At 61.6% G+C, this 25396-nt stretch carries 29 protein-coding genes and 1 tRNA gene; 18 read left to right on the top strand and 12 right to left on the bottom strand.

The features are described from left to right. Positions 1-91 precede the first annotated feature (91 nt). Positions 92-439, top strand: coding sequence for a hypothetical protein (locus E4K09_RS30760; RefSeq protein ID WP_280177487.1), 348 nt, complete (start codon positions 92-94; stop codon positions 437-439). Between the two features lie 448 nt (positions 440-887). On the opposite strand, the gene E4K09_RS21175 is transcribed toward E4K09_RS30760, so the two are convergent. Then, positions 888-1256: a hypothetical protein gene (locus E4K09_RS21175; protein WP_134499683.1), complete on the bottom strand. Its 369-nt coding sequence runs from the start codon at positions 1254-1256 to the stop codon at positions 888-890. A 373-nt stretch (positions 1257-1629) separates the two neighbouring features. On the opposite strand from E4K09_RS21175, the gene E4K09_RS21170 reads away from it, so the two are divergent. Continuing rightward, a complete protein-coding gene (locus E4K09_RS21170; RefSeq protein WP_134499682.1) occupies positions 1630-2280 on the top strand; it encodes a hypothetical protein in 651 nt (216 codons plus the stop codon). Between the two features lie 1870 nt (positions 2281-4150). Here the strand turns inward: E4K09_RS21170 and E4K09_RS21165 are convergent. Together E4K09_RS21165 and E4K09_RS21160 are read right to left on the bottom strand one after the other, a co-directional pair. After that, entirely contained in the window at positions 4151-4378 is a 228-nt protein-coding gene (locus E4K09_RS21165) for a hypothetical protein (RefSeq protein ID WP_134499681.1), read from the bottom strand. Between the two features lie 799 nt (positions 4379-5177). Next, entirely contained in the window at positions 5178-5513 is a 336-nt protein-coding gene (locus E4K09_RS21160; RefSeq protein WP_134499680.1) for a GIY-YIG nuclease family protein, read from the bottom strand. A gap of 144 nt (positions 5514-5657) precedes the next feature. Between E4K09_RS21160 and E4K09_RS21155 the strand changes: the two genes are divergently transcribed. The 6 genes from E4K09_RS21155 (at position 5658) to E4K09_RS21130 (ending at position 10658) form a co-directional block, all read left to right on the top strand. Further along, positions 5658-6314 (top strand): DUF2239 family protein, encoded by a 657-nt coding sequence (locus E4K09_RS21155; protein ID WP_134499679.1) that lies wholly within the window; start codon positions 5658-5660, stop codon positions 6312-6314. A 4-nt stretch (positions 6315-6318) separates the two neighbouring features. Then, entirely contained in the window at positions 6319-7218 is a 900-nt protein-coding gene (locus E4K09_RS21150; protein ID WP_134499678.1) for an alpha/beta fold hydrolase, read from the top strand. 510 nt (positions 7219-7728) lie between these two features. Then, positions 7729-8034: a hypothetical protein gene (locus E4K09_RS21145; RefSeq protein ID WP_134499677.1), complete on the top strand. Its 306-nt coding sequence runs from the start codon at positions 7729-7731 to the stop codon at positions 8032-8034. A gap of 89 nt (positions 8035-8123) precedes the next feature. Continuing rightward, on the top strand, positions 8124-8378 hold the full coding sequence (locus E4K09_RS21140) for a DUF3563 family protein (RefSeq protein ID WP_134499676.1): 255 nt from the start codon (positions 8124-8126) through the stop codon (positions 8376-8378). Between the two features lie 269 nt (positions 8379-8647). Next, a complete protein-coding gene (locus E4K09_RS21135) occupies positions 8648-8845 on the top strand; it encodes a hypothetical protein (protein ID WP_134499675.1) in 198 nt (65 codons plus the stop codon). 703 nt (positions 8846-9548) lie between these two features. Continuing rightward, positions 9549-10658: a patatin-like phospholipase family protein gene (locus tag E4K09_RS21130; RefSeq protein WP_134499674.1), complete on the top strand. Its 1110-nt coding sequence runs from the start codon at positions 9549-9551 to the stop codon at positions 10656-10658. Between the two features lie 231 nt (positions 10659-10889). Here the strand turns inward: E4K09_RS21130 and E4K09_RS21125 are convergent, their stop codons facing one another. Further along, positions 10890-11522, bottom strand: coding sequence for an NAD(P)H-binding protein (locus E4K09_RS21125; RefSeq protein WP_134499673.1), 633 nt, complete (start codon positions 11520-11522; stop codon positions 10890-10892). Between the two features lie 13 nt (positions 11523-11535). Further along, complete coding sequence (locus E4K09_RS21120; protein WP_134499672.1) at positions 11536-12270, bottom strand: type 1 glutamine amidotransferase domain-containing protein; 735 nt, start codon at positions 12268-12270, stop codon at positions 11536-11538. Positions 12271-12589: 319 nt separating this feature from the next. Between E4K09_RS21120 and E4K09_RS21115 the strand changes: the two genes are divergently transcribed. Next, positions 12590-13597: a zinc-dependent alcohol dehydrogenase family protein gene (locus tag E4K09_RS21115; RefSeq protein WP_134499671.1), complete on the top strand. Its 1008-nt coding sequence runs from the start codon at positions 12590-12592 to the stop codon at positions 13595-13597. Positions 13598-13644: 47 nt separating this feature from the next. Further along, positions 13645-13884, top strand: coding sequence for a hypothetical protein (locus tag E4K09_RS21110; RefSeq protein ID WP_134499670.1), 240 nt, complete (start codon positions 13645-13647; stop codon positions 13882-13884). Positions 13885-14185: 301 nt separating this feature from the next. Here E4K09_RS21110 and E4K09_RS21105 read toward each other — a convergent pair whose 3' ends face one another. Both E4K09_RS21105 and E4K09_RS21100 read right to left on the bottom strand, forming a co-directional pair. Continuing rightward, entirely contained in the window at positions 14186-14506 is a 321-nt protein-coding gene (locus tag E4K09_RS21105) for a hypothetical protein (protein WP_134499669.1), read from the bottom strand. A gap of 56 nt (positions 14507-14562) precedes the next feature. Further along, positions 14563-14907: a response regulator gene (locus tag E4K09_RS21100; protein ID WP_244610621.1), complete on the bottom strand. Its 345-nt coding sequence runs from the start codon at positions 14905-14907 to the stop codon at positions 14563-14565. Positions 14908-15413: 506 nt separating this feature from the next. On the opposite strand from E4K09_RS21100, the gene E4K09_RS21095 reads away from it, so the two are divergent. Beyond that, positions 15414-17561, top strand: a complete 2148-nt coding sequence (locus E4K09_RS21095) for an SDR family oxidoreductase (protein WP_244610620.1) — start codon at positions 15414-15416, stop codon at positions 17559-17561. A gap of 109 nt (positions 17562-17670) precedes the next feature. Here E4K09_RS21095 and E4K09_RS21090 read toward each other — a convergent pair whose 3' ends face one another. From E4K09_RS21090 to E4K09_RS21080, 3 genes are all read right to left on the bottom strand, one after another. Beyond that, on the bottom strand, positions 17671-17949 hold the full coding sequence (locus E4K09_RS21090; RefSeq protein WP_134499666.1) for a hypothetical protein: 279 nt from the start codon (positions 17947-17949) through the stop codon (positions 17671-17673). A 665-nt stretch (positions 17950-18614) separates the two neighbouring features. Continuing rightward, a complete protein-coding gene (locus tag E4K09_RS21085) occupies positions 18615-18941 on the bottom strand; it encodes a hypothetical protein (protein WP_134499665.1) in 327 nt (108 codons plus the stop codon). A 28-nt stretch (positions 18942-18969) separates the two neighbouring features. Beyond that, positions 18970-19314 (bottom strand): response regulator, encoded by a 345-nt coding sequence (locus E4K09_RS21080; protein WP_166802427.1) that lies wholly within the window; start codon positions 19312-19314, stop codon positions 18970-18972. A gap of 309 nt (positions 19315-19623) precedes the next feature. Between E4K09_RS21080 and E4K09_RS21075 the strand changes: the two genes are divergently transcribed. The 5 genes from E4K09_RS21075 to E4K09_RS21055 all read left to right on the top strand — a co-directional run bounded on the left by E4K09_RS21075 (position 19624) and on the right by E4K09_RS21055 (position 21990). Further along, a complete protein-coding gene (locus E4K09_RS21075) occupies positions 19624-19857 on the top strand; it encodes a NepR family anti-sigma factor (protein ID WP_134499663.1) in 234 nt (77 codons plus the stop codon). Then, positions 19847-20398 carry a sigma-70 family RNA polymerase sigma factor gene (locus E4K09_RS21070; RefSeq protein WP_134499662.1) on the top strand — a complete coding sequence of 184 codons (552 nt, stop codon included), beginning with the start codon at positions 19847-19849 and terminating at the stop codon, positions 20396-20398. The genes E4K09_RS21075 and E4K09_RS21070 overlap by 11 nt, the downstream gene beginning before the upstream one ends. Positions 20399-20558: 160 nt before the next feature. After that, a complete protein-coding gene (locus E4K09_RS21065) occupies positions 20559-20771 on the top strand; it encodes a hypothetical protein (protein WP_134499661.1) in 213 nt (70 codons plus the stop codon). A gap of 233 nt (positions 20772-21004) precedes the next feature. Continuing rightward, the gene (locus tag E4K09_RS21060) at positions 21005-21751 is read left to right on the top strand and encodes a Crp/Fnr family transcriptional regulator (protein WP_244610619.1); all 747 of its coding nucleotides are present in this window, start codon (positions 21005-21007) and stop codon (positions 21749-21751) included. Then, positions 21748-21990: a hypothetical protein gene (locus E4K09_RS21055; RefSeq protein ID WP_134499660.1), complete on the top strand. Its 243-nt coding sequence runs from the start codon at positions 21748-21750 to the stop codon at positions 21988-21990. The genes E4K09_RS21060 and E4K09_RS21055 overlap by 4 nt, the downstream gene beginning before the upstream one ends. A 363-nt stretch (positions 21991-22353) precedes the next feature. Here the strand turns inward: E4K09_RS21055 and E4K09_RS31145 are convergent, their stop codons facing one another. Beyond that, entirely contained in the window at positions 22354-22548 is a 195-nt protein-coding gene (locus E4K09_RS31145) for a DUF6894 family protein (RefSeq protein WP_425293868.1), read from the bottom strand. Between the two features lie 440 nt (positions 22549-22988). Here E4K09_RS31145 and E4K09_RS21045 point away from each other — a divergent pair, with 440 nt between their 5' ends. Continuing rightward, on the top strand, positions 22989-23408 hold the full coding sequence (locus E4K09_RS21045) for a hypothetical protein (protein ID WP_134499658.1): 420 nt from the start codon (positions 22989-22991) through the stop codon (positions 23406-23408). 263 nt (positions 23409-23671) lie between these two features. On the opposite strand, the gene E4K09_RS21040 is transcribed toward E4K09_RS21045, so the two are convergent. Next, a tRNA-Ser gene (locus E4K09_RS21040) sits at positions 23672-23761 on the bottom strand. Positions 23762-24237: 476 nt separating this feature from the next. On the opposite strand from E4K09_RS21040, the gene E4K09_RS21035 reads away from it, so the two are divergent. Further along, positions 24238-25254, top strand: coding sequence for a septal ring lytic transglycosylase RlpA family protein (locus E4K09_RS21035; RefSeq protein WP_134499657.1), 1017 nt, complete (start codon positions 24238-24240; stop codon positions 25252-25254). Positions 25255-25396: the final 142 nt, after the last annotated feature.

The following is a 25396-nucleotide window of genomic DNA, read 5'->3' as shown; positions in this document are numbered from 1 at the left end:
ACCTGTCCATCTGGGCCTTGGGGGCCGGGCGGTCCAACGGGTCCGGGCGCCCCCGCAGCGCCGGCTTCTCCTTTGGGACCAGGAGCCCCCTGTGGCCCTTGCGGTCCTTGGTGACCTGCAACGCCTTGGGGGCCCTGCGGGCCTGGTGGTCCAGGAGGCCCTTCTGGTCCTGGAGGCCCTATGGGGCCAGGCTGTCCATCGGTCGTGGCTTGGCCCGGAGGTCCTGGCGGACCTTGCGGCCCGTCCGCCCCTGCCGGACCCGGAGGTCCTGCGGGTCCCTGAGGCCCGCTGGGACCTTGCGGACCAGGGGGACCGGAGGGGCCTGGAGGACCGGAGGGGCCTGGAGGACCAACCGCCACGGGTTGCTCGATGCTCGCCTGTTGAGGAGGCGCCTCGCTTCGCTGTCCTTCCGGCCCTCTCTGGCCACAAAATCCTATGACGGCGTCCCGCTGCTCGTCGTCCGCCCGAAGCGTGACGATGCAATCGGCAGGGTGGTAGACGACCCGGAAGGCAAAGCGTCCATTCGCATCGCTTCTCGTCTGGTGTTGGCTATCGAGGGTCAGGGCGGTCTGGCGTGGTCTGCTCAAACGGCCGGTCACGCGCAGCTCGCCCGCTGTGATCATGGCCTGATCCACAATGATGTCCGCCATCGCCGGACTAACCCCTGTAGCGATCGCTGCTGTAACGAGTAGGCGCTTGAGCATGGCCATTTCCCCGTACCTCCCTTGCTAAGCCTTGCTTGGGAGCGGCGCAGCGTCAATGCCGGGGCCTTGGCGCAACAGCGGTATGCCCCATAGCTCAAAAGTCCTAATCGGTGGCGACTGAGCCGGAGTACCGAAGACCGGTAACGAGATGCTGGCTGTCGCCGACGAAATCGAGTGGCTCCCTCAGCCGGGGTGAACGAAGAGCGCGGCTTCATCTGAAGGAACGGGGTCGACGCAGCCATCCTCTTGGATGTCGTGGAAGCTGATGCGGACCTTGGCGCTGCGCCGGCCTGGGTTGTCTGCGGCTCCCAAACCCACCAGCACGTTCATCTCGGCCACGAGACATTCATCTGTGCCGGGCACCCTCAGGCGAACCCGTCGGTGTCGCATCCGGGCCTCGAAGACATTGAGCCGGAAAAGGGTCTCGGCATCTACATCGACATCGATGTGGCCATTGCGCGTGCTATCGGCATCGGCCGAAATCTGAAGACTTTGGACCAGGTGCTCGAACTCTGCCGGCCACTCAACAATGGGGTTTTGGCTCAGCGGCATTGGTGACCCCGGATGTGGAACTCGCTGTAGAGGATTCAGTATTCTAAGCGACGGTTATGCTGGACGGTTCCTTACGTTGCTCGGTGCGATAGGACGGACGACGGGCTCGACGAGCCGCTCACCACGGCGACGCCACGGCTGACGAGACGGCTTAGGAGATGAGAAACACCCCGGAACACAGTCTTTCAACCCATCTCTCCCGGGCCGATGGGAGACGATGTGTCTGAGCGACACTCGAAAGATGTAGCAACAAAGAACCTGGCAAAAGTATTAATATGAGACAGTGGCCATCTCGGCTGCAGATCCGTTACCCAGCACAGCTTGGCCTTTGGTCGAGATGGCGACACTTTCCGTATGGCGGGAGGATGAAGCCATGATGCGGGCATTTATGTTGGCTGCTGCATTGGTCCTGGTTGCGTCCGCAGGAGTAGACGGCGCCACGTCTCGGAAACGGAGCACTTCTGCCGTAGAGCGAACTTCGCCAAACCGAGCCGAGCAGGAGCAGGATGAATTCCGGTCATGCGACGTGGCGGTCCGTGAGTTTGTTCAAGGGCGAAAGGAGGCCGCCGCGCTTCCGGTCAACGAGGTCAAGGTCGACGGGCTGAGGATGACGCTGAACTTCGTGCATCCGTACGGCGAAAGCGGCGATACGCCCCCTAATCTCGCCTTCACACGGGGAGAGTCGACCGAAGAGCGCCGAAAGGCTTTGAATGAAGCAAAGCAGAGGGCTCGGGCGCTAGGGGACGCTGCAAAATCCGGCAACGTCTGGTACGTCATCGTTCTGAGAAGCGGGAGCAGCCCAGGCGACGTCCGCAGCGATCCCGCGAGTACTCAGGCGGGCGAAGAGCAGCAAGATACTGCCGACGCCGTCGTGATGGCCAGCATTGAGAGCCGGTGCGTAACCGTATCTCAGTACGAGGCGATCCCTGTCAATCAGCTGGGCAATGACCTGCAGCGGTTACTTGGGAGGCGGGAGCAGAACGTGTCTCCTTCTGAAGAGATTCCGCAGCCACCTCCATCCTGATCGTCGCCAAGTTGCTTGCGTACGCGAGCGGCACAGGCCGTTGCATGGTAGCAGTTGGCATGAGGCACACGACCGCGATCCGTTTGGCGTTCGGAGTATGGACCCCCCAAACCCCGGAGGAGCGCGCGAAAGGTCTGCGAGAGGCACTTCAGTCGTTTCGGAAGTGGAGGATGAAGCCATCCCGGCCATTTCGATGGCACAGCCCAAGGTCCTCACAAACCCATTCTCCAAGCAATGATGCCCCGCCAGGTGTGTTGACGCACGTCTGCTAAGCTGAAGAACGAATATTCATCATGTTACTCTACGGAAGACGGGAGAATGACATGAGTACGCTCCTGGGCTTATTAGCTGCCTCCTCGGGCTGGTCCACCAAGAGAGTTCCCGACGAAATCGAAGCACGGCGGTCAGCCAAGATCGAGCAGTGGCGGGCTGTACTGGCAGATATCACTTCCAACAGGAGCTCACTCAGCATGCGGCCTCTCGACCTTCCAGAGACTGTCCGCGAGGCCATCGAGGCTTGGGACATGACGTCGGAAGGCAGCAGCCTATCCAGGTCCGGCAGAGGGCCCTCGGGTGCCCTTCACTTTCCGGGCGCTCTCGATGTGGGCACTATCAAATGACGAACACTTCGGCTGACGTCGTCTTGACGGTCCTGCGAACCGTGGTGAACGTCCCGGCAGAGCCTTTTCCGAATCCGTCGGCATCGCCATGCCACACAGACTGGGGGCTGGCAGTTTCTATGCAAACGGGATTCACCGAGACCCGCTGATATCGCGGCACGCCCCTTACGCTCGTGGCGATACCCGCCAATCGTCACGAAATTCACCGTGATCCGACCTTCATCTCCGGTCGTCCGCACAACCCGCTCGGCCCTGCCAGGACCGGGCGGCTTGATTCGGGAGGAGCGCGTCTGGTTGCGTGGCAGGTCGTAAACGCCCTCGTGCATGAGGTACTCTTGCCAGCGTCAGACACAGGCCTTGGAGGTGCCGGACCAACGCATGATTTCGGTGATACCGACATCATCTGCGCTCAGCAGCACGATGGCTGCCCACCGGATGAGCGGGCGCGGTCTTCCATAACCAAGCCAGCAGCAGAAGGGACGCATGTGATGGGGGAGGGCGAAGCCTGTCCTGCGAATCTGCGTGTGATTACGATCAACTGAGCCCTGGATGATGGCGGAGGGGTGTCCGTCTCACTCCTTTTTATGACCGTCCATGTGTGTTCGCGAATCTATTGACTCTACGGTGGTTTCAAGAACTGTAGTCCGCTCAAGTCCGTGATTGTTCATGACAATCCGAAGCCGGTGTTGGGGCCAAAGTTTGGGCCGTAGGGAAGCAGACCGTGGCGCGAATGACAAACCGGTTGAGCGCGAGAGCTGTCTCAACTCTCAAGAAGCCTGGGCGGCATGCTGACGGCGGCGGACTGTATCTCTCAATCTCGCCAGATGGCTCGCGCCGCCGCTGGGTGTTCCTCTTCCGCTGGAAGGAGAGGGGCGAGACAGGCTCAGGCAAACTGCGGGGGATGGGTTAGGCAGTGCAAGCACCATAAACCTGGCGCGTGCCAGGGAACTGGCCGCGCTGGCACGTTCGCATCTGGCAGAGGGGCGGAATCCGCTCACCGTAAAGGAGTACGAGCCGACACTCCCGACCTTTGGAGAAATGGTCGATCAGGCGATTCTGGTGGTGCATCATGTCCGAAGAAAGAAAGCGGACGATCCCTTCGATATGGTATCCGGGACGACTGGGTTCACGGGCGCTGCCGATACCATCCTGATCTTGGACAAGGGTAGCCGAGGTGACACTCTCTACGGCCGGGGACGGGATATCGAGGAGATCGAAGCACCGGCTCTTGTACGGCTGTGGGTCCTGCGTCAGAGGTTCGGCGCAGCGACCAGCGTGAAGTCATTCTGTCGGTGCTGAAGCAAGCGGACGGACCGATCGCCCCAGCCGGGATTGCAGAAAGGCTTGACGTTCCCAGCAACAACATCCGCCAGCTTCTCAAGAAAATGGCGGAAGCTGGGGAGGTGGAGACCAAAGGCCAGGGTCGATACATCTGCGCTGGTGGAGAGCGAACATCCCCAGGTGACAACAACGATCACACGATAACAGCTTGCGAAGAGGTCTACTGACCAATGTGTAGAGTTGTGATCGCGTTACCGCTGTTACTGTCCCTCGAGTTGATGTCGCCCGAGGCGGAGAGTGAAGACGACTCTCCGTCTCTCACAAGACCCCTTTGCCTGGAGCAGTAACTACGCTCCAAACGCGGGTCGATCCGTCGCACGCATCAATCGGAGATCCAGGGACGGGGTGAGATACATAGCCAACGGCGATTTTTTTTATGGGCAAAGTACGCCCCGCTCAGAGGGACCCACTCCTACTCCCGCGGGTTCTAAAAGGGCTTGAATTCCTCCTGGCGTCCTCACATGGCTGACATCCACGCGCCCCAATCCGCCGCGGTGTCGGCTTGTTCGCCGCATAAAAGGACTTGAATTAAATTTTCGGCCTTACCCGCTTGGGCATCATCAAGAAGCAAGGCATGGCTCTAGTGCTTGCAATCGCACCAGATCAAGCGAATGTAGGCGATTGACGCCATCGGCGAACAATTCGAGGCCAAGCCTGACGAGCAGGTCTCACTCATGACCCCGATGCCCGTGCCATAGAAACCCGCACCGATCCGCGCGGGATCGTGGGCTATACTGCCTGGCACGAAGCCGAAGAATGCTGAGGATCCGCTGTTGGGCGGGTAAGCGGACCTTACAGTTTCGGGCTCAATGGCTCCGTTTAACCCGGAGTGGTCCTTCGGAGCGACGAAGCACGGATCCTTCTCGGGACGCTCCTCATCGGTGATGGATCAGGTCGGGCGCATGCGCGACAGGTGGAAGTTGGAACTCCTCTCCTTCAAATCGGGTTGGCTTTCAATTTCTCCCGCCAACGGGACGTCAGATCCTTCAAAGACGAGTCACGCGTGTAAGATGATGTTTGATCCTCGAGCCTTTCCAGGATTTCGAAGCTGAATTGCGCCTCGCCGTGGCGACGCCAAGCGTCAAGCAGCTCCTTCCTGGGGTGGGTGCCCTGTCGCAGCGTGAACCACAGGCGGGTTTGAATGGTCTCGATGTTGGGCCAGTGTCCGACCCAGGTCTCGCCGGAAGCCGCGCAGCGAACCGCGTACACCCCGCCGACGACCTTGCGTTCCTTGTAGGCTGCCACTGCCGCCTTGCGCGCCTCGCCCTTCATCCTGCCACACCTTTCAGTCCGTTGCGAGACGACTGCAAATCGCCTCGGCGTCCACAAGGACGCCCTCCGTGAATACTACCCGGGCAATATTGACGCAAGTTTTTTATCCGGGTTATAATTAGCGGCTAACCTGTGGTGCCGAACGTGTCCGACCTCCTTGCCAAACCCTGCACGGCCTTCGACGGTCATCGCGTGCTCCTCTCCGGCCCGCTGATCGAAGTGGCTCTCGCGGTCAAAGCGGCCACCGACAATCACTCATCGAACGCGATCCTCGTTTTCGACGATGCGACCGGCCGCGTCATCGATCTGGACCTGCGCGGGTCCGAGGCCGACATTGTCGAGAGATTGTCCCAGCCGCCTCAGACGCATGCTGGGCGCTACCGCCCCCGTGCGGATGAGGCGACTGAACCTGCGAAAGACGAGAGTTCCGAACCAAGGGGCCGGGGGCGACCAAAACTGGGCGTCGTTGCGCGCGAGGTGACACTGCTGCCGCGGCACTGGGACTGGCTGGCCGCTCAGCCGGGTGGCGCATCTGCCGCCCTGAGACGGCTGGTGGATGAGGCCCGGCGGAGCGGGGGAACGCGACAACATAATCGTGCCGCGCAGGATGCCGCCTATCACTTCATGTTGGCCATGGCGGGCGATCTGCCGGGCTACGAGGAGGCGACGCGCGCGCTCTTCGTGGATGATCGTCCAAAGCTGGAGCAATGGACTGCGAATTGGCCGCAGGACGTGCGGTCGCACGTGCTTCGCCTGGCGTTTGGTCCGCAGGATCAACTAACCTTACCCCGGGCGGAATAGCATCATGACTGTCGTGAAAGCCAATGGGATCGATCTGGCCTATGACAGCTTCGGCGACGAGGCCAATGAGGCGCTCCTGCTGATCGCCGGGTTGGGCACGCAGATGATCCGCTGGACCGTTCCGTTCTGTGAGGCGCTGGCGGCGCGCGGTTATCGCGTAATCCGGTTCGACAACCGAGACACCGGATGCTCGACCCATTTCCACCACTGTCCTCCGCCGGATTTCGGTGCGCTGGCGGCTGCATTGATGGCCGGACAGCGGCCCGACGTTCCTTATACGCTCTATGACATGGCGGCGGACGCCATTGGGTTGCTCGACGCCCTCGCCATCGACCGGGCGCATGTCGTCGGGCGCTCGATGGGAGGGATGATCGCCCAGATTACGGCGAGCGAGCATCCCGAGCGGGTGCTGTCCCTGACCTCGATCATGTCAAGCACGGGCAATCCCATGCTGCCGCAGGCCGCGCCCGAGGTCATGGCGCTCATGATGCGCCCGGCGCCGGATCCCGTCTCGGACGAAGCCCGTTTCCTCGCGCACAGGCTTGCCTTCGCACGGCGCATCGCCGGCAGCGGCCACGGGTTCGACGAGGGGGCGCATCGCCTCCTGATCCTGGAGGAAACCCGGCGCGCCTATGATCCCGCTGGCTCCGCACGGCAGATCGCCGCGATGGCTATGGCCGGTGACCGTCGCTCACGCCTGGCGACCATCACCGCACCGACGCTTGTTATTCATGGTACCGATGATCCGATTTTCCTTCCGGCTTGCGGCCGAGACACCGCAGCTTCGATCCCGAATGCGGACCTCATGCTGATCGATGGAATGGGGCATGATCTGCCGCCTGCGCTGTATCACACCCTCGTCGAGGCTTTTGACCGGGCGGCTCGGCGATCATCAAGTCACTGAAGCGACACTCCAGGCGCCCGAAGGCCCAATCCACGCTGTCGCCCAACCGCCACGACGTCGCTTGCATTTATGCGTAGGCGCTGCCGCAAACCTCGCGACGCTCGCAGGCGAAGGACTGCAAATGGCACGGGGCCGACTTTGCCGTACATCCGCGGTCACCGGGGAAGCGGACGTTCGCTTGGCCAAGCTGAACGACAGGACGTGACCCCAGGCCGGCATTCCGGCCCGCTTGTGACAGGGCCCAATGAGCGGGCGTTCGACCCGTGAGGTGTCGTTCGATCTTGCTGACGATCAGGATCGCTTGGGAGTCCTGGCGCTTCAGCGCCGGGTGAATGTGAGGATTAGCGCCGTACCCGCACTGATGACCAGTCCGGCTCAGGCAGATCCCGGCGAGGCAGGAGAAGTTCAGAGGCCGACGCCATAACGCTGCGTCCATACGCCTGCGGCAATTGTGCAGCGCACAATTCTCTCCGTCCTGCGTTTGCTTCCCGCATGGTGGAGAATGTTAAAATGGTACAGAAGCCGACACGATCACCCGAGTGGAACCGGCGGCGGACTCGGCATGATCCGCCAAGTGTCGAGGAGGCTGTCACGGCAGCCCAAGGCCTGACGAACAACATCGACAGCCAAATCGAAATCGCAGCTCAGTTGATGGGTTTGCCCGAGGACGAGGTCAGGCCCGTCGCCCTCGAGGCTTCCGTTCCCTCGCGCCTCTCCGCTGGAGGGACTGCACTCACCCCGTTCAAGGCAGGTCGTACGATCACGGTCGAGCGGAGAAGTCATCGCTTGCCGCTGGCGAAAGCAGGGCACCGCTGACAATTCAGGTGCACCGAGGAGCCTGAAAACAAGAAGAAGACCGACTTAGGAAACACCGGGAAGGCTCATCCCCAACCAGGAGCTATGACATGGTCCTTATTCCACTTCTCAATTCGGCATTCCTTCGCTTGTCGAGCATCACCCTGAACCGAGGACCGTGGCCCAACAAGATAGGAGCCCATCTGAGACAACTCAGGCATGATCTTCTGCCCACGGATGCCGAACGCGACAGGCAGTACCTTGAGGAGGCTTGTGATCTTCATGATCTGGAGCACCGGCTCCGGGAACTGGATCGGCCCAGGCGAGCGGCCCGTGGGCCGTTTCATCCGTTCGGAGACAGATAAGGCCAAAGCCCATTGGCTTCTCGCAGCACCATCTCCAGGGACGTTGCGAGCGTCCTGCGTCGCAAGGATTGTAAGAAACGACTGCGTCTTCCAAGTCGCAAAAGTCGCACTTTCATTCGCCTAAACAGCGGGAGCAGTCACTCCTGAGGGTGTAAAGCCCGCCAGACCAAGAGCGTTGCCGGCAGCCTGAAATGACCTCCGGGCAAGCCTATGAAAGTCGCATTTGAAAGACTGGCTGCCGGCTGTTTTGATACCTAGAGGATTGAGGTATGGTTTATGAAAAAGTATCGCAGATTGCCGAGCGAACGCTTGTCGACAGAGCGACACTGGCTGAACTCAAGCAAGCATCGAAGGATTTGCGGGTCATGACGCCGGACAGCGCCCTGGCCGATCTGGTCGATGCCAAGATCAAGCTCGTTGAAGGCCGGCAAGGCGGCTCTCATGGCTCCTCATTAACGTCGCTCTGATGTGTAAATCAGCATCGAGTACGGCCCCTCGGGCTGACTGCCATTACGCACATGATGTCCTAGCGAGTTCATAGCGTTAGCGGTCATCGCCGGCGCCGATAATGCCCTGCCAAATTCCTATATATGTCGCTAAACCGAGGCGTTGCGCCTCCCTTGCGAGGGGCCAACGCTTCAGTGCCGTTTCACATCATCCTATCGCGCGATGATGTGAGGGCCCATGGCCGCCCGTTTAACGCCAAAAGCGAAGTCCCTTGCCTGATGCGTCTAAGAAAGTCGGTCGAAGATGACGTCGGGGAGAAGGTCAGGAACATCCATCGGTTAATCTTCTGATGAACGTGGCGTTCTCATCCGAGTCCGAACTCGATCCGGTCGGGCCGGGGACCGGGACGTCCCATGACGTAGAAGCCTACCTTGGTCAGCAGCCGGATGGAAGCAGCGTTGTCGGGGCGCGCCTCGGCAAACACGGGGCGAGGAGCCAGCCGCGGATCAGCTCCAATCTGGTCCAGCGTCGCCCCGAGCGCCTGACGCTTTCACGGACGTCCTATGTGGTTCCATGTCTTGGGCGCATGGCCGCAACGGCTTAGCCGTATGCTGCACCGCAGCAACAACTAGCCGTCTCAGACGTTCGCCTTCCTGCGTTCGGACACACAATTCCGAACGGCCCCGCCGCGCGACGATCAATACCAACAAAACCTGCGGCGAAATGGAGGCAGACCTGAACTTTCTCAATCCCATCGCCGGCCCTGTTGCCCCGCTTTCCACGGCCAAGGCCAAGGTTGTTCCTGGGCGCGCCGTCAGGAGCGCAGTTTCCAAGCCAAAGCGGATCTCGCTCGCGCTGCAGGGTGGAGGAGCCTTTGGTGCCTTTACCTGGGGCGTGCTCGACCGGCTCCTAGAGGAAGGCGTGACCTTCGATTCCGTCAGTGGGGCCAGTGCAGGCGCCATGAACGCGGTCCTGCTCGCCTCCGGACTGGCGAAAGGAGGTGCGGGCGAAGCGCGCATCACCCTTGAGCGGTTCTGGCGCAGGATCAGCGAGGCGGGCCGCCAGAGCCGTCTCCTCTCGGCCAACCCCGTCCTGTCGCACGTGACCTCGCACCTCTCTCCGTACCAGTTCAACCCGTTCGATCTGAACCCTTTGCGCGACATCCTCACTGCGGAGGTTGACATCGAGGCTGTGCGTGTTGGCCCGCCCGTCCGGCTGCTGCTCGGCACGACGCGGGTCCGGGACGGAGCGCTACGGATCTTCCGCAACAAGAACCTGAGCCACGATGTCGTCCTGGCCTCTGCCTGCCTGCCGCAACTCCATCAGGCGGTGCTGATCGATGGCGAGCCGCATTGGGACGGGGGCTATGCGGCGAACCCTCCCCTGATGCCCCTCGTGACCGCCACAAGGGCCTCAGAGGTTTTGGTGGTGCAGATCATTCCAGCAAGCCATGCTGAACTGCCGACGACCTCGCCGGAGATCCATAAGCGGCTGAACCAGATCACCTTCAACAGCTCGCTGCAGAGGGACCTGGAGGCCCTGTCGCTGATGGCTCAGCTCTGCCGGGAGGGCGACATGCAGAACTCGCGGCTTGGGCGCAAGCTGCGGCGTCTCAAGCTGCACCGACTTGTTGCCGAAGATCATATCGATGGCCTGAGCGAGTTCAGCTTCATGAACACCGACTGGGCGCATCTGCAGCATCTCCGGGATCAAGGACGCGGAGCCGCGGATGCGTGGCTGACGAGCCAATCCGCGGCTGACCTGCCACACGCTGCCCCATCTCAAAGGACAGCTGGCGCTACGCCAGAGCGCTTGCGTGAACTCAGTCCATAAAAAATCCCTCGCCCGCGGGACGGGGAGGGAGAAGGATCCAGAGGGAGGAACAACTCTGAAGCCCCCTTCGGAATACTGGATTCGCAGAGTGCAGGCCATGTTCCAAGTTAAACACGGCAGCAGAATTCAGCGGCATCAGGTTGTCAGGAACCGGTCGTAGCAGGTGGGGTGATCGCACCTGGCTTGGCCACCGCAGGCTTGATGGGGCCTCGGTCGTTGCCTGGCGCCTCCTCAGACGATAGCCTCGGACTCGATGATGCGCTCGCCGGGTGCGGCAGTGATCGCGGCCTCCAGTAAGACCCTGGCAATCCGCTCATGCGGCACGATCCGATAGCGGCGTGGTAGAAGCCGCTCGGCCAGCCGCAGGAGCCGCATGGCCATGAACTCGGCGGGCCGGAGCTCCTCCCGGTCGCCGCCGATCAGGGAAGGGCGCACGATGGTCAGGGACAGGAACCCGATTTCCCGAAGCGCGTCCTCCACCTCGCCTTTGACCCGGTTGTAGAAGAAGCGCGAACCAGGATCCGCTCCCGTGGCCGAATTCAACGCGAAAGCGCGGGCGCCATGCTGACGGGAAAGCCGCGCCACAGCCAGCGGGAAGTCGTGGTCAACCCGGCGGAACGCCTGCTGCGAGCCTGCCTTGCGCATCGTGCTGCCCAAGGTGCAGATCACGCCATCGACGGACCACCACGCGGCATCAGCCGGCAGGTACTCGAAATCGACCACCGGGTTTTCGAGCTTCGGATGGGACGGCAGCTCCCGTCTGGTGGGTGCAACGATCCGGGTCACACGCGTGTCGTCCAGCGCCTGCCGCAGGACGGAGCCGCCCACGAGCCCAGTCGCCCCGACCAGCATGAGGATCGTCATCGTGGGTGAAGGCCTAGCCGCCTGTCCTGAGGGCAGTCAGGACATGCTGAGCCACAAGCTCGGAGGATTGCGGGTTCTGCCCGGTGATCAGATTGCCGTCCTGTACGGCAAAGGGCTGCCAGTCCGGTCCTCGCTCGAAGCGGCCTCCCAACTCTTTAAGCCGGTCCTCCAGCAGGAAGGGCACCACCGCTGTCAATCCCACCGCCTCCTCCTCGGTGTTGGTGAAGGCGCTCACCCGTCGCCCATCAACAATGGGCCGTCCGTCCTGCCGATTGGCCTTCACCAGCCCGGCCGGTCCGTGGCAGACGGCGGCGACAACCTTGCCCTGATCGAACATCGATCCGACGATGCGAGCCAGCGTCTCGTCGTTGGCCGCATCCCACATCGGCCCGTGTCCACCCGGCAGGAACACCGCGTCGAACGCGCCTGGATCGACGCTCGCAAGGGCAGGGGAGTTCCGGGCCGTCTGCATGGCGTTCTCGTCTGCCAGGAAACGGTGAACTGAGGCCGGGATTTCCTGCTGCTCCTCCGGCTTCTCGCCCGGTCCCTCACCAGCCTCGGCTGGCAGGCTGCGGGGATCCCACGGGATCGCCCCGCCCTTGATGGACACGAGCGTGACCTCCGCACCTCCGTCCAGCAGGGCGTAGTAGGGGGTGGCGAGCTCCTCCAGCCAGACACCCGTGCGGTGACCGGTGGATCCCATCTGGTCATGCGAGGTGGCGACCACGAGCACTTGAGGGCTAGGCATGTCTTGCTCCAGGATGAGGGCAGTACGCCGTCAACGCCAGACGCTCGGAACAGGTCCGGCCAAAAGCTCAATAACAAGACTGGGAAAACGTCTCACGGAGCTTCTGAGGACTTGATGTGTCTCAGCATGGACCCCGGCTTGCCGCAATGCGTTAAGTTGCGCGACTTCAGGCGGGAGGCGCTTGCGACTTTCGACTGCGGCGCTGAAAGCCGGGCGTGTTCGCAGCCCTGACGGCGGGCAAGAGGCGCCCTGTCCCGCTCGTCCCAACGGCACCCCTTCGCTCTGGACGAGCCTACAGACAAGGATTGGGAGACGGACAATGAAAGGGATCGTTCTGCATGCACCCGGTGGACTTGATCGGCTTGAGCTGATCGACATGCCGGATCCCGGCGCTCCCGGTCCGGGCGAGATCCGGGTTCGCCTCCATGCGAGCTCGCTCAACTATCACGACTATGGGGTGGTGAGCGGACGGATGCCGACGGAAGACGGGCGCATTCCGATGTCCGACGGCGCCGGCGTGGTCGAGGCGGTGGGAGAGGGCGTGACCGAGTTCAAGGCCGGTGATCATGTCGTCTCCTGCTTCTTCCCGGGCTGGCTCGAGGGGCCGCCGCCCATGGGAGACTTCTCATCCACCCCGGGCGACGGGGTGGATGGCTATGCCCGAGAGGTGGTGGTGCGTCCCGCCACCTGGTTCACGCAAGCGCCGAAAGGGTTCAGCCATGCCGAGGCGGCAACGCTCACAACAGCCGGGCTGACGGCTTGGCGTGCCCTGGTGGTCAATGGCAATCTCAAGGCCGGTGATGTCGTACTGGTGCTCGGCACCGGTGGTGTGTCGATCTTCGCCCTTCAGTTGGCGAAAGCGATGGGCGCGACGGTCATCGCCACCTCGTCTTCGGACGAGAAGCTGGAGCGGGTCCGGGCCTTGGGCGCCGACCACACCATCAATTACCGCCAACATGAGGACTGGGGCGTGCGTGCGCGGGACTGGACCGGTGGACGCGGCGTCGACCATGTGGTGGAGGTGGGCGGGCCGGGCACGCTCGCGCAGTCGATCGCGGCGGTACGCCTCGGCGGACACATCTCGCTCATCGGTGTGCTGACTGGTGGCGCCGGCGAGGTCCCGACCGGTGCCCTGATGGCCAAGCAGGCCCGGCTTCACGGGTTGATTGTCGGCAACCGACGCCAGCAGATGGACTTCGTGCGCGCGATCGAAGCCACAGGCCTGCGGCCGGTGATCGATCGCAGCTTTGGCTTGGCTGAGATTCCCGATGCCTTCCGGTACGAAGAGTCAGGAGCGCACTTCGGCAAGATCTGCCTCGAATTCTGAACCGTCTCGGCACATATCCCGTTCGACCGTCTCAGAAGGCTTCTGCCATGGCGTGCGAAGATCTTGTGGCCCAGTGTTTCATGGACGAGCAAGCTCCGCTCGCTGTTCCCGAGTTGAACCGCGAGCGCACGCTCAGGTACCTGGAATGCTGCTATCGGCACGGACTGTCCTGGGATGATGTCAAGCAGCAGATGCAGGAGTTCCTGCACCAGCGCGGTGTGCCGCACCAGGGTATCGTGCGGCAGTTGGCGCTTGCCAAGCCGCTCCTGCAGCCCTGGCTCGACTAAGCTGAAGCGAAATCAACGAGAGGGCCGTCAGACCACACGGGCCGTTTCAGCCGCAGAGGGGAGGGCAGGTCATCGGCGATCAGCAGACCTTTACACGGCCGCGCTTAAACGGCCGAGTTTGACCCGAAGAGGTCCTTCACGATCCTGGCCTGCAACTTGGATCCCGATCAGGCCGAGAAGGTGAGAAATGTACTTCCATGTAAGGTGCGGACCCTTTGGTCCACGATCTTCACCTGCGTGGAGGTGAAGCGGCTGGAAGTCGAGCACGACCGCGCGGTGAGCGGCGACGTGGCGCTCGGCATCAGCCCTGAAGCTGAGGCTGGATGGCTGAGACTTCCTCGTGGTCATGGTCAATCGGCATGAGAAAGGTTACGAACACGAAATCGGCTCCCGCTTCGTCACCCATGTCAGGCTCCTCATCAGCGGTTTCAATGAGGGCGACCTCATGCCGGAAAGCGGACCGGACGGTCAGGGGTGGCTTCGCATCCCACAACGGCGTGCCGTCACTGTTCATGATCATCAGGTCACGCTTGAACTCCGCGCTTTCGAAGACCTCGCGTCCCTGGGCTTCGTCCACATTCGTCACGGCAATCGGGATGCCGCCGACCTCAATGGTCAACATTGGCTCTCCTGCTCACCGAATCTCAAGAGCTACTCTGCTGTCACAGCCCGGCCTTTTCAGGAAGCACGGTGCTCAAGATGGGCAATGACCTGGGTGAGTTCCTCGCGTGGAGCTGGCTTTTCCAGCCACGGCACATCCCTGAGCTCTTGCGGCAGACTGGCGGTGAACGGCAGGCCAGAGTAGACCACAAAAGGCGTGTTGCGCTCCTTCAATTCGTGGGCGATGGGCAGGGCCGTGCCATCCCGTAGCGACACATCCAACACCGCCACCTGCGGAGTGTTATGCTCCAGCCACTGGAGGGCATCGGCACAGGACAGGAATGGGCCGGCTATAGAGAAGCCTGCATCTTCCAGGAAGTCTTCAAGGGACATGCCAATGAGCGCCTGGTCTTCAACGATCATGCAACAGGGTCTGGTCATCGCAACAGATCTCTCATTGTTCAGGAAGCTGGAAGAGCCCCACCATCAAATGGGACCGACAGCGCCTTGCTGGAGCTGATCGAAACACCGCCATTTCGTGCACCCTGCCTGGGACCGGCCATCCTCTCAATTACGCAGGTTAAACGCGGCTATAGTTTCCGAGCTCAAGCCATCATTAGGCCCTCTCGTGTCGTCCAATTTCCATTCTCAAGCCCATCATAGGTTAATGGAAGATCCTGTCCGAACAACTTCGTTCCAAACACCAGAGCTGGTTGCACAGTTATTGCGAACGGTCCTTCACGCCAGCTCACTAACTTAAGTTACTCATATCGCTATATTGTCAAATAATCAGGAACTACTGGTGCTTGGATCAGGTTAGAACCACTCCTTTCGTGCGCGATCCGCGTGCTCTGAGATAAAGAGGTTTGACCTTGACCGAGCCAGCAAAGCGGCCGCTCCAATTGTGGGGCGGCGTTGAGTGCACTGTTGTGCAAATCGGCAATGAGTTTCGCAATCAGGTGGAGGAGACAGGCCATCTCCAGCGCCTGTCCGACCTCGATGCCATCGCGGCTCTCGGGATCAGGACGATGCGCTACCCCGTTGTGTGGGAGTCCATCGCGCCGGATCATCCGGACATCTGCGACTGGACCTGGACGGACGAGCGTTTTGCTCGCCTGCGCGAACTCGGCATCCGGCCGATTGCAGGTCTTGTCCATCATGGCAGCGGGCCGCGCTACACCAGCCTGATCGATCCGAACTTCCCCGATCTGCTGGCCCGTCATGCCGAGCGTGTCGCGGCACGCTACCCGTGGGTCGACATGTTCACCCCGATCAACGAGCCGCTGACGACGGCCCGCTTCAGCGGGCTTTACGGTCACTGGCATCCGCATGGGCGCGACTACACCACTTTCCTGCGCTGCCTCATCACTGAGTGCCGGGCTACCGTGCTCGCCATGCGCGCCATCCGCCGAATCACGCCGCATGCGCAGCTCGTGCAAACGGAAGACATGGGCAAGACGTACAGCACGCCACATCTACGCTACCAGGCCGACCTGGAGAACCAGCGCCGCTGGCTCAGCCTCGACCTGCTGTTCGGGCGGGTGGACCGGTCGCATCCCTGGTATGAGATCTGCCTCCAGCATGGCATCGACGAGGAGGAGCTCGACTTCTTCCTTGAGGGCGACTCCGCGCCGGACATCATCGGCATCAATCACTATCCCACGAGCGAACGTTACCTCGACGAGGCGATGGATCACTATCCCGAGTGTTTCCATGGCGGCAACCACCTGCACCCGCTCAATGGGGCCACGCGCATCGACCACTATGCCGATGTCGAGGCGCTTCGGATGGACATTCCGTCCGAGGAGCTTGGATTCAAGGCGCGCCTTGCGGAGGTCTGGGACCGCTACGGGCAACCCATCGCGGTGACCGAGGCTCACCACGGCTCCACCCGTGAGGAGCAGGTGCGCTGGCTGATGGAGGTCTGGCAAGGCGTGCAGGACCTCAGGGCGACGGGCCACGACATTCGAGCTGTCACCATCTGGTCCCTGCTTGGCGCCGTGGACTGGAATTCCTTGCTGGTGGCCCGTAACGGCTTCTATGAGCCGGGTGCCTTCGACATCCGCAACGGCCAGCCGCGCCGCACCGCGATCGGCAGGGCAGCCGAGGCCCTGGCGCACACCGGCACCTTCGAGCACCCGGTGCTCGACCAGCAAGGCTGGTGGCGGCGTGACGGGCGGCACTATCATCCACCGGCGAGCAAGGCCGCAGCGCCATCCCGTGCCCGCCGGCCTATCCTGATTGCCGGTGCGACGGGCACTCTCGGACGGGCCTTTGCCCGCCTGTGCGCGCAGCGCGGTCTTGACCATGTGATCCTCACGCGCGGCGAGATGGACATCACCAATCCGGCATCCGTCGATGCGGCGCTCGCGCGGCATCGCCCCTGGGCGGTGATCAATGCGGCTGGCTACGTTCGTGTCGATGATGCCGCCCGTGAGCGGGATCTGTGCTTCAGGGCCAACGCGACGGGAGCCGAAGCCATCGCACAGGCGTCTGCCCGCCTCGGGCTGCCGGTGGTCGCCTTCTCGTCCGACCGGGTCTTCGATGGAAGCCTTGGACGCCCGTACCTGGAGAGTGATCCAGTCTGTCCGGCCTGCGTGTACGGCGAGAGCAAGGCTGAGGCCGAGCAACGCGTAGCGCAGGCTCACCCGGAGGCGCTCGTGATCCGCACGAGCGCCTTCTTCGGCCCCTGGGACAGAGCAAACTTCGTCTATCAGGTGCTCAGCGACCTGGAGGCAGGCCGCGCCATTAACCCGCCCGAAGGCATCATTTCGCCAACCTATGGTCCCGACCTCGTTCATGCGTCTCTTGATCTTCTGGTCGATGGAGAGCACGGGATTTGGCACCTGGCGAACCAGGGCATGACCTCCTGGAGCGAACTGGCCGAGCGGGTGGCGGCGGAGGGCGGCTTCTCCTGGCGAGCCGGGCCTCGGTTGGTGGAGGGAACTCCACGCCTAACGTCTCTGTCGAGCGAGCGTGGTTTGATCATGCCGTCCCTCGAGAGTGGCATTTCCCGCTACTTCAGCGAATGCGAAGTCGATTGGACGGCTCAGAGGTTCCTCGACGCGGCTGAGTAGAGAGATTGCAGGCGGAACAATCAGGTTGAAGGACCCGATTGCTCCGCCTGCTCTTGATGCAAGCCCAAGTCAGCGACGGTTGGCGCATACGCACAATGTTAGGAATCCTCTATTCTGAGGTAGGCTCGGAATCCCGGAACATCTCTTTAAGGGCGCCCATCAGCATCGGCTGTGCGGCTTGACCTTCTGCGAGTGTGAGGAAGTCGTTAATGCCAAAGCGCTGGGCACCACGGTCGGCCTGACCATCCGAGTGAACGCCCATGCGAGCCCAGCTGTGCTCCACGTAGAGACCCGGCGCATCGGTGTCGAGGACTAGGTGCCACCAATCTCCCGCATTCTCGAGAGGGCGATCGGCAGCGAAGGCCAATTCACGCTTGAAGACAGGCATCAGCTTCCTCCGACACATAACGTCTAATCGTGCAGGGATCGCTTGGAGGGTACAAGGATAACGAGCCATCCCGTTCAGAGGGGAAGATGCGCAAGTTGCCCGGGACGTTCCCAAACGTCTCGTCCTGAAACTCTTTCCGTCCAAGCTTGTGATAGACGCTGGTAGCGGCAGTGCGGCTTGTTGGAGGGTAAGTCACTCAGGAGGACCCGACAGAAAAGGGAGGGGAAGGTCTCCTTCTGGCACACCTAAGACCTAGTCTCGAAGACCGCAAGCCTCATCGAACCGGACGTTCCGGGAACGCAGGGGATCTCGGTTCCTGACCCGATCCGGACCTTCAAGAGGTGCAAACAAGCGCGGCCGACCGTCGTCCTTAAATCCCCGAACTGCGACGAATGCATGAACAAAGCAACATTTCGGTGGTCGATCACAGTCATGCGCAGGGGCGTGCCGCCCGGGGGCTGCGCCGAGAACAGGCCCGCGAGTCCGGCACCGACGATCACCACGTGATGAGCCTCGTCTCCGTTCCTTTGGGATGCGGCTTTAGACTGTTCATTTCAATCCTCGAGGACCCATGGCTGGCGCTGGATCAGGTGAGACGACCGGGGTCGGAAAATTGGTCCATCGGGACAGCGGTGCGTGGACCGCAAATCCCAAAGTGCTCGCTGTCAGCTCTGGAGCTCCGGCGGGATGGCCGACATCTCCTCGTGGTCATGATCAACCGGCACGAGGAAGGTCACGAACACACCGTCACCGTCATTCTCGTCTTCCTCGTCGTCATCGATGTCGAACTCGGGGGCCTCGAACGCCGCAACCTCCTGCTGGGTCGCCGGCCGGATCGTCAGGGGCGCTTGCCCGTCCCACAACGGCGCTCCCTCGCTGGTCATCGCTGTCAGGTCCTGCTTGAATTCATCGCTCTCGAAGATGTCCCGTGCCTGGGCCTCCTCCGCGTCCGTGATCGCGATGGGCTTGCCGCCGATTTCGAGGGTAAACATCGTTCCTCCTTCGCAAATGAAGATGTCGTCATGCATCCGTTCGCCGGAGGCGAGCCAGAGCTTGGGTGAGTTCCTCCCGCGGGACTGGCTTTTCCAGCCACGGCACATCCTTGAGTTCCTCCGGCAGGCTGGCGGTGAAAGGCAGGCCGGAATAGACGGCAAAGGGCGTGTTGCGCTCCTTCAGCGCCTGGGCAATCGGCAAGGAGGAGCCATCCCGCAGCGACACGTCCAGCACCGCCACCTGCGGTGTGTTGTACTCCAACCACCGAAGGGCATCGGCGCAAGACGGGAATGGGCCGGCCACGGCGAACCCGGCATCTTCCAGATAGGCTTCCAGGGACATGGCAATCAGCGCCTGGTCTTCAACGATCATGCAACAGGGAACACTCATTACATCAACTCTCGTGTGGTTCCATGACAGGAAGAGCCCTGTCGGAGGGGGCAGCCGACAGGGCTCTCGCGGGAAGATGAATGCGCAAACACCATCGCGTACAAAGGTGGTCTTGACCGTGGATCCGCTCATTCACGCAGGTGAAACGTAGCCGGAGTTTCTTCCTCGTCACGCTCGATTGAACTCGTTCGCCTGGAGTTGTTCCCACTCTCAAGCCCATCATAGGTTAATGGCAGGCTTGCGCTGGAGGGTTACGCATGGATGGTTCGCCACAGAGTTGGAGGAGCGTACGTGCTGACCACACTGCCCCACCTCGTCGAGCAGGTTCCTGACACGTTCCAGGAGCCGCAGGCTGCCACAGGCAAATTCCTCCATGAGCCAACTCTTCCGCCGCAGGTCGCAGCCTGTCTCGGGGAACGGCTGCGGGCCCATTACGCCCAGCTGATGAGCGATCCCGTTCCGGACGCCTTGCTCCGGATCCTGGAACCGCTGGACCAGAAGGGGAGGTTGTCTCATGGCCATTGACCCAGCCCTGCGCCAGGCGATGCTGGATGCGATCCCGCATCTGCGGGCATTCGCCATCTCGCTGTCTGGCGATGTCACCTCCGCCGATGATCTCGTGCAGACGGCCTTGATGAGAGGGCTCGAAAACCTCGCCAAATTTCAGCCCGGCACGAGCATGCAGGCTTGGCTCTTCACCATTCTACGCAACCAGTTCTACACCGAAATCCGACGACGGCGCCGGGAAGTGCCTGACCCGGAGGGGGTCATGGCTGGCAATCTGGCGGTGCTGCCGGAGCAGGGTGCTCGCCTGGATCTCAACGACATGCAGGCGGCCTTGGCTCGGCTCTGCGTCGAGCAACGCGAGGCACTGCTGTTGGTCGGAGCGGAGGGGGTGTCCTACGAGGAGGCGGCTAGGATCTGCGGCACGACCCTGGGCACAATCAAAAGCCGCGTGAACCGCGCCCGCACGCGATTGGCGGAGCTCCTGGAGCTTGAGCCGGAGGAGGACCTGGGCCCTGACCGCTTGGTCAGAGCCACCCTGTTCCTGCACGCTGCTGTGTGAGTCGTGGCCCCACAGCAACCGGGGACCAAGGCGCCTTGCAAACTCTTCGATAATATTCCGCCCGAACGCGGAGGAGATCGCGTCTGCTGCTTGTAACATAAGTTAGTATGTTCTTTTAACGCATGTTAATTCAGTGCGGTATGAGGCATGATCATCCATCATGCCCTACCGCCAGGAAGACATCGCCAAGGTCCAAGAGTTCATCGTCGAAGCCGATCTGCGGGTATCAGCGCAGATCGAGCGGATCGAGCGGATGATCGAGAAGGGCTATGATGTGACCGAAGCCAGGGACCTGCTGCGGCAATTGGAGGCGATCCTCGACCAGTGGCACGTCCGGCGGCAGATCATCTTGAGCGCACTCGCCCGAGGCTGAAAGCGTACCAAGAAGGAAAATGCACGTCATTCACGGACGATTGTCTCCCCTGCGAAGGTTTCCCTGCGACCTCTCCTTGCTATAGAAGTGAAAGTTGGAAGAAAACGCAAAAAATAACATGGAGCAAAGACAGGCATATACATTCTGGTAAGGGTGGGTTCATCATCAACGACGTCTCGGGTTCGGTGCTGAAGCATGCGAATGCTCCAGCCTGCCCAATAGGGAGCGTGATTGTGCCAGCGCCTTTCCCGCCTGATCACAACCCGCTCGTCCGCAAGCTGGAGAGCATCTTCCCGCTCCATGATGACGAGCGGCAGGCCCTCCTTGATCTGCCCATGCAGGTGAATGTCCTCAAGGATGATCAGGACGTGGTGCGCGAAGGCGACCGCCCCTCCCGCTGCTTCGTGATCCTGAGCGGCTTCACCTGCACCTACAAGGCCACGGGAGACGGCAAGACTCAGATCGTGGCCTTCGGTGTTCCCGGCGACATGCCCGACCTCCAGAGCCTGCACCTGAAGGTGCTGGACATCAGCGTCGCCACCCTGAGCCCGTGCAGCGTCGGCTTTATCCAGCACGAAGATCTGTGGGATCTCTGCATGCGTTATCCCCGGCTTACCGCCGCCTTTTGGCGCGAGACCTTGGTGGAGGGAGCCGTCTTCCGCGAGTGGCTGCTCAATGTCGGGCGGCGGGAAGCCTACCATCGCATGGCGCACGTCCTGTGCGAAATGCTGGTACGTCTGAGGGCCGTGGGGCTGGCCGAGGACCATGCCTGCAACCTACCGATCACCCAAGGCGAGTTCGCCGATGCGCTCGGCGTCACGACGGTTCATGTCAACCGGGTGCTTCAGGAGTTGCGGGCTAATGGCCTGATCGAGCTGAAAGGCGAACGGCTGAACGTTCTTGACTGGGAGGGGTTGAAGCAGGCCGGCGACTTCGACCCGACCTATCTTCACCTGGTGCAGGAGCGGCCAGCCGCATGACCCTCACCCTCCAGCCAGTGCGTGTTGCCACCGGATCGGATGAAGAGGGCATGCTGGTCTTCGACGAGAAGCAGCGGCTGTTGGCGGTGCTGACCCACCTTGGCGACCAGTATGATGGACTAACTGGCCATTGGTACCTGGAAGCAGGGTTCGGGCGCCTGGAAACACATGATCAGCCGACATTTGCTGATCTGGAGGCGGCCGAGAAGTGGATTAGTCAGCGCCTCGCAAAGAGATAGTAGCGCCTTTTGATTGAATACGCTTCCGGTTCCATGAACGGTCGATCCGAAATCCCGTCCACCCTACAAACCGGGAAGGCTGCATCATGCAAATCTGCGAAGCAGTACGGATGTCCGGCGAAGAAACAGAAAACGAACATTCCTGCCCGTGGGGCAATTTCCTCGGGTGACCTAAGCTGCCCTTCGAGGGCACTGCGACGGCTTGTGGTCGTTGCGTCGTAGAAAAAGCTCCCTCATCGGGGGTGCCGAGGAGGGAGCAGGATCAGGAGCTGACCTCAAGTTTCAGGAGGAAAGTGCCGTGTGGCACAGCCCAACAGTACTCTACTGAGGAGTGGTGCCTATCACCTGGGTTGAACGTGGCCGCTAATATCCACCTTGTTCGTGAGGCTTTGAGCTTTCGTCCACCGCGAAAGTCAGTGTTGCGTGGAACACCACATCTCCAGCCTCCCCCCTGACATTGATGCTGAACTCGCGCCGGTCGCCACAGAGGAGACCATCATTCGCCATGTCCACGAGCGCTCGGCATGCTGTTTCTTTGGCTGTCGCCAGATCGGCCACCTCCAGCCCGACTTCATCAGCGATGAAACGGTCGCCATCATCAGTGTCGAAGAAAAAGCGGAGCCGTTGACCCGGCGGAACAGCAGCATCCGCGTTCGTGGAACGGCTCTCCGATTGGAAGCTTTGGACGGGGCGGTCCTGCGCAACCCGCGATCCTCAATATCCGCCAAGGTTTCGAACTGCCTGGCCGTCGCGAGGAGCTTGTCGCGGGCATCCTGGATCGAGACCTGTTTCGCCATAGCCCTGGCTTCCTCGGCCAGCCGGCGATACTCGGCCGCCTTGTCATGAGGGAGAATGCGCATGGGCTCGGCTCACCCCGCGAAGCAACAAACCTTCCAACGATTGACGGATCCAGGAGTTCAGGCTTCGCCGAATGGACATCTCCCGCAAAGAGGCGCAGGATGCCTCCATCACCAGCCGGTCCGATCCCGTAGGCGCTGGTGGCCGAAGGGCTCCTGGCCCTTGGCGCACAAGAGGGTGAGCGGGTCACCGGCATCACGGGCCCTACCGTCCGATTGAACCCGAAGGCGGCCGAAACCCTCGCGCTCGTCATCCACGAGCTGGCGACGAACGCCATGAAGTATGGTGCCCTCTCAACAGACCGTGGGAGGATCACGGTGGAGTGGGGCATTGAGCGCCCGGATGGTGAGCCACGCCTTGTCTTGCGGTGGATCGAGACGGGGGTGAGGCTGTCAGGTGAGAGGCCTCAACGGCGCGGCTTTGGCACCGAGCTGATCGAGCGGATGCTGGCCTATGAACTGGATGGCATGGCTAGCCTGGCGTTCACGCCAGGCGGTCTGCACTGCATCATCAGCCTGCCCGTTGATGGAATCCTCACAGAAGATGCGCCTCAGCGGTAACCACTTCCCTCAAAGTCACCGGCCAGCATGTTGCTCCCAACCGCAAATCGGTCCGGTTCGCGTCCAGGCTAAAGGGCCGGTATTGGCACGGAGCCGAAGCAGACTGGATTTCCGCATTAAGGCCGTAAGTGTACTGCTCGTCTGATGAAGTTTGCCGGTATCTGGAGAAACTGAGCCGTGCGTCGGTGTTGGGGCCAATGTTAGGGCCAGTCCTGTGGTTTCAGCGGTTTCTTCAAAAATATCAGTCGTTTAGCGGAGCGTTGTGGCGGAGGGGGTGGGATTCGAACCCACGGTGGGCTTGCACCCACGGCGGTTTTCAAGACCGCTGCCTTAAACCACTCGGCCACCCCTCCGGATCTGCTCCGGCCCATTCGGGCCGAACTCCATGGTTCTCTAAGGCCGCGGACCCGTCGCCGTCAACTTCAATGCTGCTTGCTGCGGGCCGGCGGCTTTATTGGCCCGCTTACCCCGGACCACCTATGGATGTGCTCCTGCACCTGCCGCAGCCCGAATACAAGGTTTCCGTCAGGGCAGTCTCGGCACATGAGGCTTATTCTTTGATGAAACAGGTCCAAGACCTGCCCGAACAGGAGGCTGGCTCAGGGAAATACATTCGAAATTTCCCCAGCGTTAGGGCTGATCTTCGATTGACTTAAGGCGTTGGGCGGCTTTGCTGTGATCCAAAGCCCCATTAACAAATCAGTAGCTTTGCGGTTGACAAGCGGAGCCATTTAACTTCCCTTTAAGGCGACAAAAGCACTTTGGTTGGCTGTCTGGGGCAGATTCTGACGCCGCCATGCGCAGTGCGAAAAAGGGGATGCGAAACAACATGCATTGTGATCGCGCTGAAGTGAAACGCGGCCAAGCGGCCCTTTTGCCTCTCAATGGCCAAGCTCTCATCCGTGTTGCAGGCGTTGCGGCCCTTGCTCTGACCGTCGCCAATTGCTCCTCGAACGTCCGCGGCGGGGTCGACCCGAAATACGGTGTCGCGCCGAGCCCGAAGGTGATCGCCGACGGCCAGCCGGTTCCCAAGGGCGGCGGCCGCGACATGGTCGGCAAGCCCTACACGATTGCCGGCCGAACCTACGTCCCGACCGAGGCGCCACGTCCGATCGAGGGATTGGCATCGTGGTACGGAGCCAGTTTCCACGGCCGCATGACCGCCAATGGCGAGATCTTCGATCGCGATTCGATCGCCGCGGCCCATACGACCATGCCGCTGCCCAGCTACGCGCGTGTCACGAATCTCCAGAACGGGCACTCGATGATCGTCCGCGTGAACGATCGCGGCCCCTTCCATGGCAACCGCGTCATCGACGTTTCGGAGCGCGCTGCCGCGGCCCTGGGCTTCCAGCGGCAAGGGACGGCGCGGGTGCGTGTCGAATATGTGGGCCGCGCCTCGACCAATGGGAGCGACGACCGGATTCTCCTGGCCAGCCTTCGTACGGACGGGCAGCCGGCCGCTCTGACGAATACGGCCCCGACCATGATCGCCCAGGCGACGCCGCGCCCGGCGTATGCGACGCGTCAGGCAATCGGCATCAGTGCCTACGAGCCGGAGGATGAGGTCGAGGTCGCGAGCTCCGCGCCCCAGCAGGTTGCCTCGTCGGCGCAGCCGGTGCGCAGCAACGTTCCCCTGCCGCCTGAGCGTCCCTTCGATCTCGGGACGATCCCGGGCGCGAGCGGTCCCGGCATGAGCGTGAGCTCCGCTGCTCCCAAGGCCCTTCCCCCGTCACGCCCTGTCGTCGCCGGGCTGTACTATGCCTCGCCTGAAACCAGGCATGGCGGCTTCCAGAAGAGCGGCAGCTTCAACAATCTGGATCAATCGAAGTTCGTCGTGCGCTGAGGATCAGGGGCGCAGGCTTGACGCTCTGTCAGGGTTTTCACCCTATGCACGGACACACAGCTTATCTTAACGGAACGTTGATTTGCCATTGACGCGCTACAGATTCAGGCTCTCCTAGCGGAAGAGTCCTGGATACCTCATG

This window comes from Microvirga pakistanensis, from assembly GCF_004458765.1.
Taxonomy (GTDB): domain Bacteria; phylum Pseudomonadota; class Alphaproteobacteria; order Rhizobiales; family Beijerinckiaceae; genus Microvirga; species Microvirga pakistanensis.
This window is presented reverse-complemented; position numbering and strand designations above follow the sequence as displayed.

Excerpts from the sequence above, each read along its gene's own strand:
- E4K09_RS21175 (WP_134499683.1), bottom strand. The coding sequence starts at position 1,256 with ATGCCGCTGAGCCAAAACCCCATTGTTGAGTGGCCGGCAGAGTTCGAG.
- E4K09_RS21170 (WP_134499682.1), top strand. The coding sequence starts at position 1,630 with ATGATGCGGGCATTTATGTTGGCTGCTGCATTGGTCCTGGTTGCGTCC.
- E4K09_RS21160 (WP_134499680.1), bottom strand. The coding sequence starts at position 5,513 with ATGAAGGGCGAGGCGCGCAAGGCGGCAGTGGCAGCCTACAAGGAACGC.
- E4K09_RS21150 (WP_134499678.1), top strand. The coding sequence starts at position 6,319 with ATGACTGTCGTGAAAGCCAATGGGATCGATCTGGCCTATGACAGCTTC.
- E4K09_RS21145 (WP_134499677.1), top strand. The coding sequence starts at position 7,729 with ATGGTACAGAAGCCGACACGATCACCCGAGTGGAACCGGCGGCGGACT.
- E4K09_RS21140 (WP_134499676.1), top strand. The coding sequence starts at position 8,124 with ATGGTCCTTATTCCACTTCTCAATTCGGCATTCCTTCGCTTGTCGAGC.
- E4K09_RS21135 (WP_134499675.1), top strand. The coding sequence starts at position 8,648 with ATGGTTTATGAAAAAGTATCGCAGATTGCCGAGCGAACGCTTGTCGAC.
- E4K09_RS21130 (WP_134499674.1), top strand. The coding sequence starts at position 9,549 with ATGGAGGCAGACCTGAACTTTCTCAATCCCATCGCCGGCCCTGTTGCC.
- E4K09_RS21125 (WP_134499673.1), bottom strand. The coding sequence starts at position 11,522 with ATGACGATCCTCATGCTGGTCGGGGCGACTGGGCTCGTGGGCGGCTCC.
- E4K09_RS21120 (WP_134499672.1), bottom strand. The coding sequence starts at position 12,270 with ATGCCTAGCCCTCAAGTGCTCGTGGTCGCCACCTCGCATGACCAGATG.
- E4K09_RS21115 (WP_134499671.1), top strand. The coding sequence starts at position 12,590 with ATGAAAGGGATCGTTCTGCATGCACCCGGTGGACTTGATCGGCTTGAG.
- E4K09_RS21110 (WP_134499670.1), top strand. The coding sequence starts at position 13,645 with ATGGCGTGCGAAGATCTTGTGGCCCAGTGTTTCATGGACGAGCAAGCT.
- E4K09_RS21105 (WP_134499669.1), bottom strand. The coding sequence starts at position 14,506 with ATGTTGACCATTGAGGTCGGCGGCATCCCGATTGCCGTGACGAATGTG.
- E4K09_RS21100 (WP_244610621.1), bottom strand. The coding sequence starts at position 14,907 with ATGATCGTTGAAGACCAGGCGCTCATTGGCATGTCCCTTGAAGACTTC.
- E4K09_RS21090 (WP_134499666.1), bottom strand. The coding sequence starts at position 17,949 with ATGCCTGTCTTCAAGCGTGAATTGGCCTTCGCTGCCGATCGCCCTCTC.
- E4K09_RS21085 (WP_134499665.1), bottom strand. The coding sequence starts at position 18,941 with ATGTTTACCCTCGAAATCGGCGGCAAGCCCATCGCGATCACGGACGCG.
- E4K09_RS21080 (WP_166802427.1), bottom strand. The coding sequence starts at position 19,314 with ATGATCGTTGAAGACCAGGCGCTGATTGCCATGTCCCTGGAAGCCTAT.
- E4K09_RS21070 (WP_134499662.1), top strand. The coding sequence starts at position 19,847 with ATGGCCATTGACCCAGCCCTGCGCCAGGCGATGCTGGATGCGATCCCG.
- E4K09_RS21065 (WP_134499661.1), top strand. The coding sequence starts at position 20,559 with ATGCCCTACCGCCAGGAAGACATCGCCAAGGTCCAAGAGTTCATCGTC.
- E4K09_RS21055 (WP_134499660.1), top strand. The coding sequence starts at position 21,748 with ATGACCCTCACCCTCCAGCCAGTGCGTGTTGCCACCGGATCGGATGAA.
- E4K09_RS21035 (WP_134499657.1), top strand. The coding sequence starts at position 24,238 with ATGCATTGTGATCGCGCTGAAGTGAAACGCGGCCAAGCGGCCCTTTTG.